This is a genomic window from Georgenia soli (assembly GCF_002563695.1).
Taxonomy (GTDB): Bacteria; Actinomycetota; Actinomycetes; order Actinomycetales; family Actinomycetaceae; genus Georgenia; species Georgenia soli.
On record NZ_PDJI01000002.1, the window covers coordinates 18,650 to 38,781 of the forward strand.

Genomic DNA, 20,132 nt, shown 5'->3' on the forward strand with positions numbered 1-20,132 from the left:
TTCTTGTTCGAGAAGACACAGGAGGCCGCGCACGGGCTGAGCTCGTCGGTGCTGCCGACGTTGTTCGACGCGACCCAGCCGGACCTGTCCGCGGAGTGGTTTCTCGATGCGTACCGGGTGAGCTTCGCGCTCGGCGTCTTCCTGTGGGCGTTCCTCCTTCTGGTGACGGTGGTCCGCAGCGCTCAGGGCGTGTACTCCTCGAACCAGGTGGCTGACGTGCTTACGCGGGGCTCGGTGCTGTTCCTGGGCGGGGCGATGTTCGGGCCGGCGGCCGGGTGGTTCGTCCTGGAGTTCGTCGGCTCGTTGAGCGACGTCATCGCCAGGTGGGCGATCGAGTCGTCCACCGACGAGGTCGTCTCGAGCATCTCGGAGATGGTCGCGGACAGCGACGCCTCGGGAGTCACGGGCGGCGTGCTGGTGGCCCTGTCGATGATGGTGCTGATGCTCGTCGGCCTGGTGCTGGTCATCGCGATGCTGATCGTGACGATGGTGACCATCTACATCGGTGGGGCCGTGGTCCCGATCGCCCTGGCCTGGTACGCCAGCCCGGACCAGCGGCGGATCGCGACCCGGCTGCTGATGGTCCTTGGTGGGGTGATCGCCGCGAAGCCGGTGCTGTTCCTGGTGCTGGGACTGGCCTACCGGTTGGCGGCGAGCCAGGCCCGGTGGCTCAGCGACACCCCGGACGTGGCGACGCTGGCGAACCACCTGGCGGCCGCGTGCGCGCTGTGCCTGGCCGGCCTGACGCCGTTCCTGCTGTTCAAGTTCGCGCCGGTGCTGCCGACCACGGCGGGGCAGGCCGGTCCGGCGTTGAGCATGGCCGCCAGCGACGGTCCCCAGGGGGGCGGCGGGGGTGGTTCGGAGACCGCTCGCCGGGCTCAGGACCGGGTACAGCGGTCGGACGCCGGCACCGACTCGAGCGACGACGGCGGCCCGGACGACGGTTCCGACGACGGCGGGGACGGTGATTCGGCGGGTTCGTCGACGTCCCGGCGTACGGATGAGGGCGGGACGATCCAGAAGGCGTTGGAGGCCAAGCAGCAGGCCGCCGGTGACGGTGGGGGCGCCGACGAGGGGGACGCCGCGGGGAAGGGTACCTCGGCGGGCGGGTCGAGCACCGAGGCGGCGGCCGCGAAGGGCTCGGCGGCCGGCTCCGAGGGGGCGGCCGCGACGAGCAGCTCGTCGAGCGCGGCCGCCGGCTCCTCCGGTGCCGCGGCCGGGGCTGCCGGTGCCGCTCTCGCGGCCGGCGCGGTGGCGGTCGTGGCGACGAAGAAGGCGGCCGACTTCGGTACCCGGGGCGGGGAGATCGCGGCCGCGGAGATGGACGAGGACCCGGCCGGGGGTGCGCGATGAGCCGCACGTCGGTCCTGGGCGGCGAGTCCCGCCGCCGGTCCTGGCTGGGTGGGTCGGTGCCGACCTGGCGCCTGGTCAGCGTCGGCGCGGCCGTCCTGGTCGCGATGGTGCTGACGATGACGATGGCCGAGGCCGGGTTCGTCATCGGCGTCGTGGTCGTCGCGGCGACCTGGGCCGCGACGGCGGCGACCCCGCGCGGCTCGGTGGTCTCGCGGTTCGTGACTAGGCGGCGCTGGCTCGAGCGCACCAGGACCGGCACGGTCGCGTTCCGCCCCTTCGACCAGGGCGAGTGGGACGCGCTGGCCGCGCAGGCCCGCGCGCGGGACGGCAGGGTGCGCGCGGACGCGGCCCGGCAGGCTGCGGCGTACCGGGAGGTGCCGGACGGGGCCGAGGGCATGGGCTGGCTCGAGCGGCGGCCGCGCCGGCCGGGGATCGCCTGGCACGCCCCGACCGGGGAGGACGCCTATCTCTCGGCGGTCTTCGAGGTGTCCGGGCAGATCCGCGGTCTGGAGTCCGACCGGGCCACGGGGGAGGCCGCCGCGCGCTGGGGCCGGTTCCTGGCCTCGCTGGGGTCGGAGGAGTCCGTGGCCCGGGTGGTCCAGTCCCTGACTCGGGTGCTCCCCCCGGACTCGGCCCGTCACGAGGCGTGGCTGCTGGAGAATCTCGACCCCGCGGTGCCGCGCGAGCTCGCACAGTCCTATGACGATCTGATCCGGCGCAGCGACGCCTCGAGCATGGTCCAGCGGCACTACGTCGCGGTGCGCTGGCCGCTGAGTGCGGCCTTCCGCGCCGCTGCCGCCCGGTTCGGTGAGGGCCGGGACGGGTGGCGGGCGTTCATGGCCACGGAGATCGCCTCGATCGCCCGGGGGCTGCGCCAGGCGCGCCACGGGCAGGTGCGGGCGCTCAGTGCCGCCCAGGTCGCTGCCGTGATGCTGCACATGCAGAACCCGTCCCGGCCGATCGACCAGGTCGCCGACGTCGACCCGGACCGGTTCGGGCTGCCGAGCTGGGACGAGTACTCCGCCCACGTGGTGACTTCGAGCGACCCGGCCACCGGGGAGGAGCGGCAGTGGTGGCACCGCACCGCACGGATCAGCGCCGACGCGATGGCTACGGTGCCGCGCACGTCGATGTGGCTGACCCCGATGCTTTCCGGCGGCCCGGACGGCACGGTGCTCACGCTCAGCTTTCAGACGTGGATCATCCCGGCCCGGCAGGCGCGCGGGGCCGCCCGCTCGGACCTGACCCGCGATGCGGCCGACCGGGTGGCCCGCAACCAGGACGGGCGCCTGCTGGACGAGGAGAACGAGCTGCGCCTCAGCGCCGCCCAGCGCCGGGCCGCCGACCTGCGCCCGGGGCAGCACAACGCCGGCGTGGAGTGGGCCGGCTACCTCACGATCAGCGCCCGCACCCGGGAGGAGCTCGGCCGCGCCGCCCGCCACGCGGCCGCGATCGCCGAGCGTGACCTGGGCATCGAGCGGCTGGAGTGGCTCGACACGTATCAGGCAGCGGCCTCGGGGTGTACGTGGCCGATCGTGCGGGGCATCAGGACCCCGCTGTCCTCGGCCGGAGACCGCGTGATGAGCGCCCTGTCCGGCCATGGCGCGAAGGAGTCTCTGTGACGACCACGAACATCCCGGCCACGCGCCGCGCTCAGCGCGAGCTCGCTGCCGGGAACCAGGCACCGACCACGCCGCCGGCGAAGGAGACCAAGCGACGACGCCGGCTGTTCGCGCCGCCCCCGCCGCCACCCCCGCGGGAGGAGGGGCTGACCCCGTACAACGCGCGCGGGACGCGCCTGCGCACCAAGCCCGGTTGGGCCAGGCGCGGCTACTACGCCCCGCTGCCCCAGGGGGCGCCGAGCACGACCCGGCAGGCCGAGGTGCTCAACACCGGGGTGGTCGCTGCCCCCACGGACGTGGAGGCGCTCATCGTCGGCCTGGACTGTCTCAGCTCCTCCCGGGTCCACCACGACCCGTTCGTGGCCTACCAGAAGGGCATCGTCTCCTCCCCGAACGTGGTGGTGGTCGGCGACGTCGGCTCGGGCAAGTCCTCGGTCTGCAAGTCCGCCTACGCGCTGCGCCCGCTGCTCCTGCGCGACCGCCGTGCGGTCATCTTTGACAAGAAGGACCGCGGCGGCGAGGGCGAGTACGCCGAGCTGGTCCGCTTCTTCGGCGGCGAGCCGTTGACGTTCAGCACCGACGGCGACGGGGTCGTGCTGAACCTGCTCGACCCGATCATCACCGGCGCCGGGGCGAAGAACCAGGTCCGTCTCCTCCAGGTCGCCGCCGAGCTCGCGCAGGACGGCGAGCCGCTGGACGAGTGGGAGCGCGAGGCGCTGCGCTCGGCGTACCGGCTGACCATGCGCCAGGCGGAGGTGGACGGCCGGGTGCCGGTCCTGCCCGACGTGCTCGCCAACCTGGGCCATATCGAGGCCGACCACGACGGCGGCTACGGCGACGCCTCGGCCGCCGCGAAGGAACGGCTGCACGAGGCCGCCCTGGGGGTGCGGTTCCTGATGGGGGGCCTGCTCGAGGAGTACGGCGGCATCTTCGACGGGCCGACCTCCAAGGGGGTCCGGCTGGAGGAGAAGCTGACCAGCTTCGACATCTCCCAGCTGCCCGACGACGGCCCTGCGGTCCCGACGGTGATGGCGATCGCGAACCTGTGGTTGCTCGGGTCGCTGCGCCGCAACCGCGGCAAGATGACCAACCTCGTCGTCGAGGAGGGCTGGCACCTGGTCGCCGGCCCGAACGCCGGCCTGCTGCGCTCGAACACGAAACTCGCCCGCGCCCTCGGCCTGGCCCTGGTGGTGGCGATCCACAAGCTCGCCGACATTCCGGTGACCTCGCCGGCCATGGCGGTCCTGCAGGAGGCGCAGACGGTCCACGTCTACCGCCAGTCCCGCGCCGCCGACGTCGAGCGGTGCGTGCGCGACTTCAACCTCACCGCCGACGCCGCCGAGGTCATCCCGTCGTTGCAGACCGGGTTCCACCTCTTCAAGCGGGGCACCGCCCCGGAGGTGATGGTCCGGCACGTGCGCTCCGAGCTCGAGGAACGGCTGACAGAGACCGACGCGGCGATGGGAGGCCGGCGCTGATGGCGACCAGAGAGAACCGCCCGCCGATCAAGGCGAGCACCAGGGCCAACGTCCAGCTCGCGCTGCTGGCCGTGGCGCTGCTCGCCTACTGGCACCTGACCTTGTGGGTGACCTCGACCGGCCTGGGACTCACCGACGTCGACCGCACCCTCCTCGCGCTGGTGCGCCTGTCCCCGCTCGACCTCGGCGAGGACGTGACCACCGCCAGCCTGCCGGTGGTCCTGGCGATCTGGTTCGCCCTGGTCATCCTCACCGCCCTCGCCCTGGTCGGGGCCGTGGCGGCACGCCACCGCGGCCGGACCGAGAAGGGCATGGTCACCGGCAAGGCGCTCAAGGAACGCGTCACCGGCGGGCCGTCCGCGACGCTCCTGGAGCCGATCGCCAGCTATCACGGGCAGCCGGTACGCCCCCGCACCGAGGACACCGGCTGCGTCATCGCCCCGCCCCGGCAGGGCAAGACGGCCTATCTCGCCGTCGGGCAGGTCGTCGACGCCCCGGGTGCGGTGGTGGCGACCTCGACGAAGGTCGACCTGTTCCGGCTGACCGCCCAGCCGCGGGCCGAACGTGGCCGGGTGTGGGTCTTCGACCCCGAGGGCGTCTCCGCGTGGCCCGAGGCGGCGCGGTGGAACATCGTCGCCGGCTGCGCGGACGTCAAGGTCGCGATGGACCGCGCGAAGGCGATGGTCGCGGCCCGGCCGATGGACGGCTCCCGCAACGCCGGCTTCTTCCACGAGGCCGCCGACACGGTGCTGCGCTGCCTGCTGCACGCCGCCGACCTTGGTGGTCACACCATGCGGGAGGTGCTCGCCTGGGCGCGGGACTTCGACAACGAAACTCCCTACGCGATCCTGCGCGAGCACGAGGGCGCGGCCCCGGGCTGGGCGAAGGATCTGGAGAAGTTCGCCCGGGGTGAGGCGCGGGAGACCGTCTCCTCCACCGACATGTCCCTCTCCCTCGTCCTCAAGCCGCTGGCCGACCCCCGGGTGGTCGACTTCGTCTGCCCCGCGGCCGGCGACGGCGAGGCGTTCGACCCGGACCTGTTCGTCCGGTCCTCCGACACCCTCTACCTGCTCTCCGAGGGCGGGTCCAGCGGCGTCGCCCCGCTGATCACCGCCCTGGTCTCCGCAGTGGTCAGGGCCGGACGACTCGCCTCCCAGCGCACCGCCGCCGGCCGCCTCGACCCGCCGATCACCTTCGTGCTCGACGAGGTCGCCAACATCGCTCCGATCCCGGACCTGCCCCAGCTCATGGCCGACGGCGGCGGCCGCGGGATGAGCGTGTGGCCGGTCGTCCAGGACGAGTCCCAGCTGCGCAGCCGCTACGGCGAGGAGGGCGCCAAGACCATCTGGGCGGCCGCCGCGGTCAAGCTCCTCATGGGTGGCTCGAGCAACGACGGCTTCCTGGAGTCGGTGTCCCGACTCCTCGGGGACCGCCGGGTCACCCGTTCTGCCCGCCACTACTCCGAGCGCGGCGAGACGCCCTCGTTCAACGTCTCGACGGAGAAGGAGCGCGTGCTCAGCGTGTCCGACCTGCGCACCATCCCCGAGGGGCGTGCGCTGCTGCTCTACCGCGACCTGCCCGGTGGGATCGTCGATCTCACCCCGTGGTGGAAGCGATCCGACGCCGAGGAGCTCAAGGCCTCGACGTCCTGGGTGCTGGACGGGGAGGGCATCACCGCATGACGACCACCGAAGAGCTCGGCGACCTCGAGGCGCGCCTGGAGACCGTCGAGGGCGCCCTGGCGGACCTCATCGACGCCGTCTCGGAGCGGCCCGCGGGCGGGCCGTGGCTGTGGACCCGCCTGGACAAGGACCGCCAGGTCGCCCTGTGGGAGGAGCTCGCCGACTTCGTCGCCTGGCTCACCGCCCGGTACCTGTCCAACCTGCAGGTGCGGGAGTACCGCCTCCCGCCGTGCTGGTACCGCCACCCCGTCGCCGTCGAGCAGCTCACCGCCCTGATGGTCGCCCACCAGGGCGCCTACAACGAGTCCGCGGCCGAGCCCTCACCCGCCCTGGTCGACTGGCACGAACGATCCCTGTGGCCGACCCTCGACCGGCTCCGGCACCTCAAGGTCTTCTCCGGCTGCGACGACGGCCACCAGGACCACCAGTGGACCGCCCCTGCCTGGCAGGCCGACGAGACGTTCCACGAGTTCGTCGCACAGTGCCTCCCGGCCGAGCCCGAGGAGGAACGGTGACGCCGCGCCGCACCGCCGGCCTCACGGCCGCGGTGGCCGCGATCTTGACGGCCGCCGGGTGTTCGAGCACCCCAGCGGAACCGCAGCCGGCCGCCGCACCGACGGCGCCCAGCTCCACACCGGCCACCTCGAGCTCCCGGCCGACGGACCAGCCGATGGAGGAGCTGACCGGGCAGGAACAGGACCCCACCGACCCGCCGCCGACGTGGGACGAGACCGCCGCCGAGGAGGCCGCCGACCGGGCGGTGGCGTTCATGCGCGCCTTCGCCCGCCCCGACCTGGCCGCTCAGCAGTGGCACGCCGGGATCGCCGGGCTGATGACCACCACCGGCGCGGAGACCTTCGCCTACGTCGACCCCGCGGCAGTGCCTGCCACCACCGTGACCGACGGCGGGGAGGTCCTGGATACCAGCTCGGCGTCGCTCGCCGAGGTCCGTGTCGAAACCGACGCCGGCCCGTACCTGGTCACGCTCACCCGCACCGCGGCCACCGATCCCTGGCTGGTCGAGTACGCCGACCCGATCGACTGAACACGCCCGTCCGGGGGGAGGACGAGAAACGCTGTGAAGAAGACGGCCGTCGCGGTCTGCACGGTCCTCGCCGTGCTCGGCGGGTTCGTGCTCGTGCTCTTCGTCGGCACGGGCCTGAGCCGGCCCGCCCCCGCGGGCGTGTGCACACCGGGCACGGCCCTCGCCGTCGGCGACGTCCCCGACGGGCAGATCGCCGGCTACTCCGGCGAGCAGCTCGCCAACGCCGCCACGATCATGCGCGTGGGCGCCGAGCGCGGCATGGACGCCTGGGGCCAGACCATCGGCGTCATGACGGCCATGGGCGAGTCCGGTCTGCGGGTCCTCGACCGGGGCGACGCCGCCGGCCCGGATAGCCGCGGCCTGTTCCAGCAGCGCGACAACGGCGCCTGGGGCACCTACGCCGACCGGATGGACCCCGCCCGCTCGGCCGCCATGTTCTTCGACGCCCTGAACAAGATCGAGGGCTGGCGCGACCTCCAACCCACGCTGGCCGCCAACCGGGTCCAGCGCAACGCCGACCCGTTGCACTACGCCGACTACTGGGACGCCGCCGTCCAGGTCGTCACCGCTCTCAGCGAGACAGACACGACCGACGACCGTGCCCCAGGTCATCGCTATGACCTCGGCCCGGTCAAGCCCCACACGCAAGCCCTTGCCGAGGAGGTCGGTGCGCGCTTCGACCTCGCCGAGATCGGCGGCTACCGCGACAGCGCGGTCGACGCCGGCGGCCACCCCGCCGGCCTGGCCGTGGACTTCATGACCCACGACGACACCGCCACCGGCGACGCGATCGTCTCCTACCTCATCGCGCACGCCGACCGGCTCAGCGTGGACTACATCATCTGGCGCCAAGCAATCTGGCGCACCGCCGAGGCGGACAAGGGCTGGCAGCCCATGGCCGACCGCGGCTCGGACACCGCCAACCACCTCGACCACCCGCACGTCAACGTCACCCCGACCCCGTCGGCGAACGCAGAAACCGGGCCGCTGGACTGCCTCGCCGCCACTACAGCGGGACCGGCCGGACCCGCCACCGGGCAGTGGGTGGCACCGGTCGACGGACCCATCACCTCCCCGTACGGGCCCCGTCTGCTCTTCGGCTCCAGCTTCCACGCCGGCACCGACTTCGGCGCCGCCTGCGGCACACCGATCTACGCCGCCGCCGACGGCCAGGTCACCTACGCCGGCGGCCCGCACCCGCGCCTCGGACTGACGGGGCACGTCATCGTCATCGACCACGGCGACGGCATCCAGACCAGCTACAACCACATGTACGCCAGCGACCTGCTGACCCGGCCCGGCCAGCACGTCACCGCCGGCCAGCTCATCGCCGTCGTCGGCAACGACGGCAACTCCACTAACTGCCACCTTCACTTCGCCGTCTACGTCAACGGCGAGCACACCGACCCCGAGCCTTTCATGGCCACCCAAGGCACCCGCCTCGGTTGAGAGAAAAATAGGACGCTGCGACGGATCACCAAGTGCCCAAGCTAAGCGCGGCCGCGTCGACACGCTGTCGCACTTGAGGTTCATCGAGAGTCGGCAAAGTTGTGGCACCATTAAGCGCGGTGGGCGTAGTGCGCCCAAAGTGAGGCCCTGACAATGCAGAACGTCAGGGCTTCTCTGCGTTTTCAGCCAGGGCAGAGTCCCAGATTCGTACCCATGCGTTGCACTGTCACACAGTTAGATTGGCTGGATGCGGGTCCATGAGTTAGCCCGAGCGCTCGGCCGTACATCGAGAGATGTGATCGTCCAGTTGCGCACAGACGGGGAATGGGTCGATTCGCACCTGAGTTCTGTTGTCAACGGACACCGGGACTTCCTCGTGGGCGGACATTTGATCTCCCCGTCCGCGGACAGTTCATCTCCCTGTGCGCGGACAGTTGATCTCCCTTGAGGTCAGGTCAACGGCACCACCCCCTTGCCGGCGGTGGCCTCGGTGAGCCGGAGGGAGGTGCCTTCGGTGACGATGACGTGGGCGTGGTGGAGCAGGCGGTCGACGGCGGCGGTGGCGAGGGTCTTGGGCATGATGGTGTCGAACCCCGAGGGGTGGAGGTTGCTCGTGACGGCCAGGGAGCGGCGTTCGTAGGCGGCGTCGACGACGCGGTAGAACGCCTCGGCGGCGGCCTGCCCGCTGGGGAGCATGCCGATGTCGTCGATGACGATGAGCTCGGCCCGGGTGATCCGCGCGATGGTCTTGGCGACCGAGCCGTCGACGGTGGCCTTGCCGATCGCGGCGGTGAGGGACTCGAGGGTGAACCAGGCGACCCGCATGCCGGCGTCGATGACCTTGTGTGCCAGCGCCTCGACGAAGTGGGTCTTCCCGGTCCCCGAGGGCCCGCTGATGGCGAGGTTCTCGGCCCGGCCGACCCACTCCAGGGTCGCCAGCGCGGACTGGGTCGGGACTGGGATGGAGCTGTCGTGCTCGCGCCAGGAGGCGAAGGTCTTCCCGGCCGGCAGGCCGGCGGTCTTGCGGCGCATGGCCTTGGTGGCCTCGTCGCGGCCGCGGACTTCCTCGGCGAGCAGGACCCGCAGGACCTCGGCCGGGTCCCAGCGTTGGGCGCGTGCGGTGGCCAGGACCTCGGGGGCGGCGGCGCGCAGGTAGGGCAGGCGCATGCGCTTGAGCACCGCGGTCAGGTCCTCGGGCAGCGGCGGCGCCGGACGGGTCGTCGTGGTGGTGGTCGTCATCGTGGGGCTCCGTTCGTGCCGAAGCTGGCCCAGGCGGCGGTGCCGGGCTGGGCGGAGTAGGACTCGTCGGCGATCACGAGGTCGGCCGAGGGGGCGCCGGTGGCGCGGTGGGTGACGATGGAGGCGAGGTCGTGCTCGGCGAAGCGGCCGGCGGCGGCCGCGACACCGAGGGCGGCGTCAACCTGCTCGGTGCCGACCAGGGTGGCGAGCTCGACCGCGGCGGCCATCTTCGCCCGGATCCGTACCGTGCCGGCCGCCGAGGCCTCGATGAGCCACTGCCGGGCGCCGGGCCCGATGGCGAGGAAGTCGGCCTCCGCGGCGGAGCGTGGCTTGATCCTGGGCGGTCGGGGCGCCCCGTCGGGATCCTGCGGATGGTCGGGATAGTGGGCGTGGTCGATCCGCGGGGACCCGGGCGTCGACAGGCGGTGGCGGGCGACCTCGACCAGGCCGCGCCGCTCCCCGACCCAGGACGGCTTGACCCTCAGGGCGTCGAGATCGACGACGATCACGAGCTCGTCGCCGGTCACGCGGCACCACACCTCGGCGTCGACCAGGCCCGGCGGGGTGGAGTAGCGCACCGACCCGAACCGCACCGTCTGATCGGTTCCGACCACCCGGGTCTGGCCCAGCGCGGCCGTGTGCGGCGCCGCCGGCAGCGGATGAAGGCGCTGGCGCTCCGCGGCGAGCATCTCGGCCGGGACCCGGCCCGTCTCGCGGTGCCGGCGCGTGTTCACGCTCTCGCAGAAGTCCTCGCAGGCGCCCTGCAGCTCGGCGAACGAGGAGTACGCGCTGCGCAGGTTCGCCTCCGTCGGGACCAGGTCGGCCTTGGCGATCCGCACCGTGTTCTCCGCCCCACCCTTCGACTCCGGGTCGAACGGGACACAGGTGTGAACCTGCAGCCCGTAGTGGCGTCCTGCCTCGACGATCTGCGGATGACGCACCGCCACCCCGGCGACGTGATCGACCGTGACGGTCCTGGCGTTGTCGGTCAGCACGTACGTCGGCGCCCCACCGATGCGCCGCAACGTCGCGTCCAGGCACGCGATCAGCGTCGCGAGGGTCTGGTCCCAGGCCGGGATCACCACCCGGAACCGTGACCAGGCCAGCCAGGCGCAGAACAGCACCGTCCGCCTCGGCTGCCCGTCCGGGCCCGGCACCTTCGGGCCCTCGCCCCAGTCGAACTGCAACCACAGCCCCGGCTCGGTGATCCACGGGCGGTAAGTGCGCCGGTTCCCCGCCCGCCAGGCCGCCTTGACCTGCGCGACCGCCCGCCGGGTGGAACGCTCGGTCCCGGTGAAGCCCAGCGCGACCAGGCGTTCGTGGACCACGTCGGCGCGGACCTTGCCGCAGGAGCGGTCGACCCACTCCTCGACCTTCGGCAGATACGGATCGATCATCCGCGGCCGCCGCGCCGGGCCCATGACCGGCCGGCCCGCGTCCCGCGCCGCGACGTAGCGGCGCACCGTCTTCGGATCGACCCCGGCCAGCTGCGCCGCCGAATGCGCGCTGCCCGTGGCATCAAACGCTTCGAGAATCTCCATGACTTCCCTGTCAGACTTCTTCACGCGTCCCTCCGGTCGGAGTGCTCAAGGTGGTCAGAGACCTCGAGCAAATCCCCGGAGGGACGCACATCTCGGGACCGACACGACATCAGCCCCACGGCCACAGACAGGGAGATCAGCTGTCCGTCAGCAGGGAGACGTCATGTCCGCCGACAGGGAGGCTGGCATGTCCGCTGGCATCTGTCCCGGCACCTGTCGCCAGCCGCTACCTTCCGACACCACAAGTGCCTGTGCAGGCACATGCGAGGGACCCCTCCACTCCCGAGTCCCGCCCGCGTCGCCCGGCGACTCCGCCGGTTTGGACGCCACCCCCCTATCGCCCTGTCTTTAAGCGGCGCCCGGGCCCACGTCAGTTCACGAAGCGGCGACCTCCCGAGGATGAGTGGGACGATCCCATTCGCAACCTGCGTTATGAGTCAGAGATCACGACTCGCGACGTTGCCAGCCTGTTGAGTGTGACGCCGGCGACCGTACGCCGCTGGGTCGCCCGGGGCTACATCAGCCCAGTGGGCAAACTCGGGCCCTCCAATCTATTCAGTACACGAGAAGTTCTCGCCGCCTACGACGACATCAAAGCGAGGCGAAAGGCAACCGCTCAGGGCCGCCGCACCCACGGCTACCTCGTGGAGTTGCGCCCGATCGACAAGATCCGGCCGAAGCACTACGACGCGGTCGTCGACGTTAGCGAAGCCGCGCGTTTGATCCAGGTCAGCCCCTCGACCATCCGCTCCTGGATTCACCGGGGCCATCTAAAGCCACTTGCGTCGTCGCAGGCCCGAGCTACTCAGCTTCGCCTGGGCGACGTAATCGCAGCCGCCCACGCGCGGGAACTCCCGCGGCCTGCTCCATTCGCCCTTCGGCGGCGCCGTCGGCTTCGAGTAGGGGACTAACAGCACCACTCCGTTCGGAGGGAGGTCTGACCATGCGACCTCCCTAGGCACAGCCCTGCCCTGATACCGCCAAGCACAACTCAAGACCTCCTCACCCACCAAGCCCGCTTCTGCGGGCTTTTTTTATGCCCAAAGGCAGGCAAGCTCATGTTCTCGAAACTCGTATCAACTGGCGCCCTCTGCCTGGTGTTCGTCCACACGCCACTCGTGTCAGCAATCCTTATGGGGCTCGTAGTCGTCGCTACGGCCGTCTTTCTACGCTGGTTTGTCCAGCAGCCGAAGCGGGCGCGGGCGGACATCATCCGACTCGTTCGGGCGGTTCGGGGCAGCTGAAATGCCCCATCGAGCCCTTCGGGCACCACCTCGAGCGCTGTTGAACATGAGCGCAGCCCGGTGCTATCGCCCCTTGATCGTCTCCGTGTGCCCGCAGGGGCGAACGTGGGATGAAGCGGATGCGACAGGGCGCCCCGTTCGCCGGCTACAGCTGCGGACCGCTGCGCCGGGGTCCTCCGTGCCGAGGGACGCCGTTGTTGTCCGGCCGGTCCGCCCCTTGGCGGGCCTCGCGTCGCTGGAGCAGCTGCTCGCGCGCCCGGGCGAGTCTGTCCTGCGTGCCTTGCTCCTCGCCGTCGTCCTTGCGGTCCTCGGAGCGGTGGACGTGCCGACGGAGCCGCTCGGCCGCGGAAGGCTCCTGCAGCTGTTCGGGCCCCTCTCCGGTGATCTGACCGGCCGGTGCTGGCACGCGCTCGTCGGCGCGGGCCAGGCCGGTGCGCAGGTTCTCCAGTGCCGCCGAGGCGCGCCGGTAGTCCTCCACCTGGTGGCCGTGCTCAGGCCGGGCGCCGAGCGGGTCGGTCCCGGTGATGCCGTACCGGTCGCGGTAGGCGGCCACCAGGCGCGTACCGACGACCGCCTCGTCGGACACGTCGTCGTGCGGTAGGCCGAGCTCCCGGCTCCAGTCGGTGCGACCGGCGAGGGCCAGGTCGGTGAGGCGGTCGACGCGCTGCTCGATGAGTTCGACGTGTCGGGCGGCCCACTCCCGCACCTGCGGGTGGCCACCGCTGTCGGGCACGGTGATCCATTCCGGGGCGTCCGGGGCAGGGCGCCATGGCTCGAGGCCGGGTGGGTAGTGCCCGAACCGGTCGAGGGCGTCCTCGACCTCTGGGACCAGGCGGGCGAGGCTGTGGGCCTCTCGGAAGGCATTCTCCTGTGCGGTGGTTGCCGACAGTGCGGCGCCGTCCCGGGCGATGATCCCGGCGAAGACCTGGGCCGGCGACCGTGCCGGGCCGGTCTCGTCGTGACCGTCGGCGCCGAGGAGGGTGTCGGTGACGAGGTAGACCCGGTTGTCCTGGCGTCCGCGGGTCAGGGCGGTGTAGAGGCTCTGGCGGTCGGTGCTGGCGTCGAGCAGGGCGTGGGAGGTGTCCACGGTCATGCCCTGGACCCGGTGCACGGTGGCGGCGTAGGCCAGCTCGACGTGCCCGGCGACGTAGCCGGCGGGCAGGTTCAGCGTGCCTCCGTGACGGGTGTGCCGGACGCGGAGCCGGCCGTCGTCGGCGCGGTCCAGCACTTCCCAGACGTCGCCGTTCTTGACGAAGTCCTTGCCGTTCGCGGTGGGCAGGGTGCGGTCGTTGAGCCGGGTGACGACCCGGTCGCCGCGACCGGCACGGTTGCCGTCGTGGAGCACGATACCGTCGGACTCGACCCGGCCGACAGCCACCAGGTCGCGGCGGGCCTGCCCGGCCAGCGCGGTCACGTCGGTGTTCGACCCGGCGATCATGACCGACTCCTGACCGGCCTCGGTGTCGGCCGACCAGGCGGCGTAGACCTCCTCGAGCATCCCTTCACGGGTGCCACCACGCACCCGGCCACGCTCGAGGTAGAAGTCGTCAGCACCGGCCTCTCCCGTGCGCAGGCGCAGCGATGCGGCGGCCTCGTCGGGGTCGGTGAACCGGTGGACCTGCTCGAGGCGCACGGCCCCGACCCGTTCGTCGATCAGGCGCAGTGCCCCACCGGCTTCGACGGCGGCGAGCTGCTGGGGGTCGCCGAGCAGCCGCACGCTCGCCCCGTGCTCGCGCGCTAGGGTCAGGGCCTGATCGAGCAGTGGCGTGCCGGCCATGCCGGCCTCGTCGACGAGCAGCACCGTCGAGGCGTCGACGCGCAACGCCTCGGTCACCGTGCCGCTCCGGTGGGCGTGGATGAGCTTGTGCAGGGTCTCGGCAGTCACCCCGAGCTCCTCGCCCAGCACGCTCGCGGCGGCCGCCGACGGCGCCAGCGCGAGCACCCGGCCGCCGGTGTTCTCCACCGCGCGGGCGAACGCCGTCATGGCGGTGGTCTTCCCGGTCCCGGCCGGGCCGATGCCTGCCACGAGCTCACGTCCGGAGGTGGCGAACGCGCGCGCCAACTCTCGCTGACTGTCGTTCAGGGTGCGCCCGCTCTCCTCCTCAATCGTTCTTAGGGCGGCGCTGAACTGCTGCTCGCCGACGACCGGGCCGCCGGTGCGCAGCGCGCCCTGGACGAGATTGTGCTCGGCGTCCAGCACGGCCTGGGAGGTCAGGACGCGCTGCCCGTGGACGGTGTAGACCGACTCCCCGTCGGCGCGCTGGAGCACCTCGGGAACCGGGTTCAGCTCGGGCGGGTCGAGCCGCAGCGACAGGGCCTCAGCGCGTGCTGCGACCTGCTCGGCGACGGCGGTCAGGTCACCGGTGGCGTGCTGGCGGGCCTGCCGCATCGCCTCGGCCATCAGGTGCCACGGCTTCCACGTCGCGCGCTTGGCCTGGACCTCCTCGACGACCCGGCGGGCGAGCTCGTCGACGTCGACACCTGTCCCGTCCGCGCCGCTGTCGCGGTGCACCGCGGCGGCGATCATCTCCGTTACGTGGGCCTCGTCGCCGAGTACCTCGGCGGCCTGCCGGCGCCACTGCTGCCGTCGCTCGGACAGCGTCACGCCGTCCTCTTTGCCCTCGCGGGTGTCCAGGGTGGCCTGCTGGGCTAGGCGCAGCTGGACCGCCTTCGGCGGCTCGTGGCCGTGCTCGGCCCGGTACCGCTCGGTCAGCTCGGCGTAGACCTCCTCGATCGCAACTCGCCGAGAAGAGAACGCCGCCCGCACCCGGGCGTCGATACCCTCAATCTCTCTCACCGGCTGCTTGCCGCGGCCACGCTCCTCGTCGACGAACCGCACCCCGAGCCGGCTGCGCAGCTCCTCCTCGATCAGGGTGTTGTACCGCTCCGAGGCCGCCACCCCCAGGGAATGCAGCACTCGGGCGTCCAGCGCCCGCCACTTCCCGTCGCTGCCCTGAACCTTGTTGGACACCGCGACGTGGGTGTGCAGGTTCGGGTCCCCGGTGCGCGAGTCGGCGTGGTCGAACGTCGCGGCGACCAGGCCGCGGGTGTCAATCTGGGCCGCGCCACCCGTACCCACCCGGGTCAGGCCGGCCTCCTGCTCGACCCACTCGAAAGCACCTTGCCATGCGGCCTCGTGCGCGGCCGCGACCTCACTGCGCACCTCCTCGTCGGCCAGCGCCCACAGCGTCGAGACGGACTTCGCCGGGGTGAAGACCAGGTCATACCCGGCGACCGGTTGGCGCTGCTGGCGACCGAGCCGGGCAAGGAAGTGGGACCGTTCCGCGTCGACCGGCTGCCGACCGAACCGACCCGCCAGGATCGTCCCGGCGACGTCCCACCGGATCAGGTCTCGCTCGACACCGGCCTCCGGCGCACGCCCGTGCGCGGCCTTGAAGTCCGCATAGGCGGCCCGGATCGAGGTCGTCCACTCCTCGTCGTCGACCGGCTCGAAGCGCGGAAACCGGCGCCCAAGCCGGGCAGTTTTGACCGCCTCCTCGGCACTCGCCCCGTCGGCCATCGCCTCTCGGATCAGCCGGTCCGCGTCGGGGTGCAGCCCCTCACCGAACAGGGCTTTCATCTGCTCCTCGGTGACCTGCCCGGAGATGCCGAGCCCCGTCAGGCCGGCGCCGACCCAGCGGCCAGGAGGGTTGCCCTCGTGGGCGTAGTAGTCCGCCAAGGACTCCCCTGCCTGACGGGGGGTGTCTCCCGAGGCGACCTGGCGCGTGAGGTACGTGTAGCCGTCGCCGGCGTGGAGGACGTGCACGGTCATCATGGCGAGCACCCTTCCTCCGCAGCGATCGTTTCGGACGTCACCCTACCGCCTCACAGCGAGTGCAAGAGGTGTGTGCGTTGTTGGGTTAAGTGGCGCAGCGATATGGTGAGACGGCAATCGGACGAATGAGTCAGCGAATGAAGTCCGAAGAGTCGTAACAAGGGGGAAGTGATGGCTCGGACGAAGAGTCGGATCGATGCTCGCGAGCGTGCTCGTCTTGCACGCCTTCGTGTTGACGCAGAGCGCGAGCAGCGGGACCGAAAGATCGAGGACGCAGCGGCCGAGTACTTCACCGCGCTCGATGAGCACGGTGAACTTGCTGCGAAGCTCAAGGCCATCGAAAGCCGGATGCACACCGCCGTCCTGGACCTCCTCGACCTGGGTGAGTCACAGGCCCGCGTAGCGGCCCTCCTGGAGATTGAGGCTCGAGAAGTGCGCCGCATCCGTGCGGAGGCGGATCAACTGAAGCCAGAGTCCGGCGTGGCAAGCTCCGAGTCGAGCGCTGTATCGAGCGTCGACACGGAGCAGCCCGATCCACAGACCCACGACGAATCAGCCGTCGTCCACAACGAGCCGACCATGGCTGGCGTCGGAAGCGGAGTCTGATCGCCATGACGATAGAAACCCGCCCCCAAACCGAAGAGATGGCCAGAGCGCGGCGACTCCTCAAGCGTCTCGCCGCACATGACGGTGAGATCAGCACCGAAGCCGGGATCGACGCCAGTATGGCGTTCTGGACCCTGGAGGGACTGCTGCCGCCGTTCCCGCCCGCCGGCGACGTATCCGGTCTGCCACTGCCGAGCCTCGAGGAGGTCCGCGACGCACTACTCGCAGCTGCGGACGCGGCCGAGTCCGTCGAGGAGGCTCTTACGATCGCTCGCGCCGGGGCCGAGCTCAACACGAGCAAAGCCTCATGACGTACCGCGAGTACAGCGCCCGCCTCGCTCAGCACCTCGCCAACCTCAGCGTGGCTTCAGGCTCGAGGTATCTCGACGACCGTGGCCTCGACGTCGCACTCATGGGGCGCCACGAGACTGTCCGACTCATGCAGGAAGCGATCGCCACCGCCACAGGCCGAGCCACAGCACGGCCAGATGAGGGATGGCGCTTCGCCGAACGAACCACCCTGCGGCACGCGATGAACAATCCCGTCGAGGCACTGCAGAACACCATCGATGGGTACCCAACCGTGCGCTCGCACCTCGCGCTCATGGAGGTACGGAAAGAGCATCTGCCGTCCTCCACCGCAGCTCGCTGGTACGAGGCCACCAGGGCAGCCACCATCGCCCGCCACCACCTCACGAGCGAGGCTCCCGCCTATGCGAACAACCACCGGTGGAGCCTCGTCGCCGACGTCGCAGCCATGGCCCCTGTCGTCCAAGACCTCGACCGCCAGCTGCTCGTCGCTGCGCGCCGCATCCACTCCGACGACTCCCCCACCACTCAGGCGTTGGTCCGGTCCGACGAAAGTCCGATGAGGCTTGTTGCCGGCGAGGCCGCCGCCGTAGCACGCGCCGAATCCCTGCCGGACCTCGCCGGTCTGCACACTCCCCCGGTCAGCGCACGTCCCGTCGAGGTGGCTTCGTTCGGCGACCTCCTCGAGGCACAACGCCGGCTCCCCATCCAGCTCCAGCGCGCCGAGGAGATACGTCCAAACGTCATCGCTGGCACCGCACTCGGCCAGGCACGCATCCTGCTCACCGCGGCAGAGCTCCTTGAGAACGGTCGCCACCGACGCGCCGCTGACCTGGCGCGGGAAATGGGAACGCAGATCGCGCAGCAGGTTCGCCCCAAACAGGGCGACGTCACCTCCCCTATGCCCGGCGATCCGACTCCCCTCATGCAGACCCAGGGCATGTGGGAGTACATACAGCGCCGTCGGCTGGACGGAGCACCTCTCGAGGGGCGAGAGGCCATGCTGCTGCGAGGCGCGGTACACCACGCCCCGACTGTCGTTCAGCAGCTCTCACGCACAGCCGAGGAACATCTCACCTCCAGCCGCTGGCTCATCTCCTACTCAATGGAGAGCCCGTTCGAGTGGGACCTGCACCGGGCCTTCGACGAGGAACCACGCCTCGTCACTGCCCTGGTCAACCTCCGGGAGACATATCCCGCCGCGGAACTCAGCCTGCTCCCACGCGCTGAACTCACCTCGGCCCGCTCCACGCTCGCACACGTGACAACCCAGAAAAAGCGAGACCTCCGGCCCGCTTCCCCTGACATTGCCGTAGCGGGTGAGGTCACGAAGTCGACCCGCCGGGCACCCCGCCACTAGGGCGTGTCTCCCAATGAACTCTTTGGCCACAATGGTGGCATGGCCATCGATGGTGAGACGGGAGTACGCCAGCAACCCGACGGCTCGTGGGTCTGGCTCGCTCGCTGGCTCGGCGGCGTCGAGCAGTCCGGTCATAGCTACCCCAGCCGCGAGGAGGCCGTCCAGGCGCTTCGCGAGGTGCTCGACGACACCGGAAATGCATAAACCAATTGGGAGACACGCCCTAGGGACGGTATGACAACGCAGCCGGCAGGCACCGCCGCCGAACAGCCAGCTCGACGTCGGCCTGCCGTGGACGCCCCGGCGCTCGTTCCACCGGCCGATCGGTGACAGTGTCAGTCGGCTGCTTTCTCATGCCAGGCCCGCCCACGAATCTCGTGCTGCACCGAGTTTGCCGCCTCCCCCACTACGGCGGGCACTGCGCTGTTGCAGTTGGGTGCACCCCAACGCTACAGCCGGTGGCCAGCCATTTGCCTGTTGCATGAAGTGCACTTCTGGGCTTCTGCAACAGATATGTGGAAGGGTCTAGACATGACGCAACACACCGGGCAGCGGATCGGGTACGCGCGGGTGTCCAGCACCGATCAGAACCTCGCCCGGCAGATCGCCACGCTCGGCCAGGTGCATCGACTGTTCGAGGAGAAGCAGTCCGGCGCTAGGCGCGACGGTCGCACCGCCCTGGCGGATCTGATCGGCTATGCCCGCGAGGGGGACACGGTCGTGGTCTCCTCGATGGACCGCCTGGCCCGTTCGGTCGTGGACCTGAACCAGATCGTGGGCGAGCTGGTCGCCAAGGGCGTGGTCGTGGAGTTCCTCTCCGAAAGGGTCACCTTCCGGCCGGGCGCCACCGACGCCTTCGCGGAGTTCCAGCTGAACATCATGGCGTCCTTCGCCCAGCTGGAGCGGGCCATCGCCAAGGAACGGCAGGCCGAGGGCATCCGCGCCGCGAAGGCGCGAGGCGTCTACACCGGCAGAGCGCGCAAGCTGACCGCCCAGGACCTGACCAACGCTCGCGAGTGGATCGGGGCCGGCGTGCCCAAGGCCCAGGTCGCGCGCCGGCTCGGCGTTGACCGATCGACCCTCTACCGCGCCCTGCCACTCACCGCCATGCAGGCGGGTTCGGACGCTGGTGCAGCCGACGCCGAGATCTGACGGGACGATGCGTTCTGCCGTCGCACCGTCCGAGCGCCTCAGAAACACCTCTCAGAACCGCAACTCGACAAGACCGTTGTGAGGCCGGTTTTGGACGCGCGAGGGGGCTCGGCAGTTGACTCCCGGCGCGCTTCAGAACCGAACGTTATTCGACGCCCCAGCATATTAGATAGGAACTCATCACTGTCGCTTCCTATGGCACACGAGAAGAGGCCGGTCGCAGGTACCCCGGGGCGTAGCCGCCACAGGTTTGCACCCACGAGCCGATGGGGAGCAA

Annotated in this window: 16 protein-coding genes; 13 read left to right on the forward strand and 3 right to left on the reverse strand. The window is 70.9% G+C overall.

Features of this window, described 5'->3' with window-relative positions; genetic code table 11:
* Positions 1 to 3: 3 nt before the first annotated feature.
* The 7 genes from ATJ97_RS00455 (at position 4) to ATJ97_RS20645 (ending at position 8,629) form a co-directional block, all read left to right on the forward strand.
* On the forward strand, positions 4 to 1,353 hold the full coding sequence (locus ATJ97_RS00455) for a TrbL/VirB6 family protein (protein WP_170036983.1): 1,350 nt from the start codon (positions 4 to 6) through the stop codon (positions 1,351 to 1,353).
* A complete protein-coding gene (locus tag ATJ97_RS00460) occupies positions 1,350 to 2,975 on the forward strand; it encodes an SCO6880 family protein (RefSeq protein ID WP_098482053.1) in 1,626 nt (541 codons plus the stop codon). The genes ATJ97_RS00455 and ATJ97_RS00460 overlap by 4 nt, the downstream gene beginning before the upstream one ends.
* The gene (locus tag ATJ97_RS00465) at positions 2,972 to 4,453 is read left to right on the forward strand and encodes an ATP/GTP-binding protein (RefSeq protein WP_098482054.1); all 1,482 of its coding nucleotides are present in this window, start codon (positions 2,972 to 2,974) and stop codon (positions 4,451 to 4,453) included. The genes ATJ97_RS00460 and ATJ97_RS00465 overlap by 4 nt, the downstream gene beginning before the upstream one ends.
* Positions 4,453 to 6,135, forward strand: a complete 1,683-nt coding sequence (locus tag ATJ97_RS00470) for a type IV secretory system conjugative DNA transfer family protein (protein ID WP_098482055.1) — start codon at positions 4,453 to 4,455, stop codon at positions 6,133 to 6,135. The genes ATJ97_RS00465 and ATJ97_RS00470 overlap by 1 nt, the downstream gene beginning before the upstream one ends.
* A complete protein-coding gene (locus tag ATJ97_RS00475; protein ID WP_098482056.1) occupies positions 6,132 to 6,650 on the forward strand; it encodes a hypothetical protein in 519 nt (172 codons plus the stop codon). The genes ATJ97_RS00470 and ATJ97_RS00475 overlap by 4 nt, the downstream gene beginning before the upstream one ends.
* A gap of 155 nt (positions 6,651 to 6,805) precedes the next feature.
* The gene (locus ATJ97_RS00480; RefSeq protein WP_143426822.1) at positions 6,806 to 7,180 is read left to right on the forward strand and encodes a hypothetical protein; all 375 of its coding nucleotides are present in this window, start codon (positions 6,806 to 6,808) and stop codon (positions 7,178 to 7,180) included.
* 33 nt (positions 7,181 to 7,213) lie between these two features.
* On the forward strand, positions 7,214 to 8,629 hold the full coding sequence (locus ATJ97_RS20645; RefSeq protein WP_098482058.1) for a M23 family metallopeptidase: 1,416 nt from the start codon (positions 7,214 to 7,216) through the stop codon (positions 8,627 to 8,629).
* A 450-nt stretch (positions 8,630 to 9,079) separates the two neighbouring features.
* Here the strand turns inward: ATJ97_RS20645 and istB are convergent, their stop codons facing one another.
* Together istB and istA are read right to left on the reverse strand one after the other, a co-directional pair.
* Entirely contained in the window at positions 9,080 to 9,868 is a 789-nt protein-coding gene (istB, locus tag ATJ97_RS00490) for an IS21-like element helper ATPase IstB (protein ID WP_098482059.1), read from the reverse strand.
* Complete coding sequence (gene istA / locus ATJ97_RS00495; protein ID WP_098482060.1) at positions 9,865 to 11,409, reverse strand: IS21 family transposase; 1,545 nt, start codon at positions 11,407 to 11,409, stop codon at positions 9,865 to 9,867. The genes istB and istA overlap by 4 nt, the downstream gene beginning before the upstream one ends.
* Before the next feature lie 251 nt (positions 11,410 to 11,660).
* On the opposite strand from istA, the gene ATJ97_RS20720 reads away from it, so the two are divergent.
* Positions 11,661 to 12,320, forward strand: coding sequence for a helix-turn-helix domain-containing protein (locus tag ATJ97_RS20720; protein WP_425432711.1), 660 nt, complete (start codon positions 11,661 to 11,663; stop codon positions 12,318 to 12,320).
* 478 nt (positions 12,321 to 12,798) lie between these two features.
* Here the strand turns inward: ATJ97_RS20720 and mobF are convergent, their stop codons facing one another.
* Positions 12,799 to 16,428, reverse strand: a complete 3,630-nt coding sequence (gene mobF / locus ATJ97_RS00500; protein ID WP_143426824.1) for a MobF family relaxase — start codon at positions 16,426 to 16,428, stop codon at positions 12,799 to 12,801.
* A 171-nt stretch (positions 16,429 to 16,599) separates the two neighbouring features.
* On the opposite strand from mobF, the gene ATJ97_RS00505 reads away from it, so the two are divergent.
* The 5 genes from ATJ97_RS00505 (at position 16,600) to ATJ97_RS00520 (ending at position 19,855) form a co-directional block, all read left to right on the forward strand.
* A complete protein-coding gene (locus ATJ97_RS00505; RefSeq protein WP_143426825.1) occupies positions 16,600 to 17,034 on the forward strand; it encodes a hypothetical protein in 435 nt (144 codons plus the stop codon).
* Between the two features lie 5 nt (positions 17,035 to 17,039).
* Positions 17,040 to 17,345, forward strand: a complete 306-nt coding sequence (locus tag ATJ97_RS00510; protein ID WP_098482063.1) for a hypothetical protein — start codon at positions 17,040 to 17,042, stop codon at positions 17,343 to 17,345.
* On the forward strand, positions 17,342 to 18,703 hold the full coding sequence (locus ATJ97_RS00515) for a hypothetical protein (protein ID WP_098482064.1): 1,362 nt from the start codon (positions 17,342 to 17,344) through the stop codon (positions 18,701 to 18,703). The genes ATJ97_RS00510 and ATJ97_RS00515 overlap by 4 nt, the downstream gene beginning before the upstream one ends.
* A gap of 39 nt (positions 18,704 to 18,742) precedes the next feature.
* Positions 18,743 to 18,907 (forward strand): hypothetical protein, encoded by a 165-nt coding sequence (locus tag ATJ97_RS19590; protein WP_170036986.1) that lies wholly within the window; start codon positions 18,743 to 18,745, stop codon positions 18,905 to 18,907.
* Between the two features lie 327 nt (positions 18,908 to 19,234).
* Positions 19,235 to 19,855 (forward strand): recombinase family protein, encoded by a 621-nt coding sequence (locus tag ATJ97_RS00520; RefSeq protein ID WP_211286996.1) that lies wholly within the window; start codon positions 19,235 to 19,237, stop codon positions 19,853 to 19,855.
* Positions 19,856 to 20,132 lie beyond the last annotated feature (277 nt).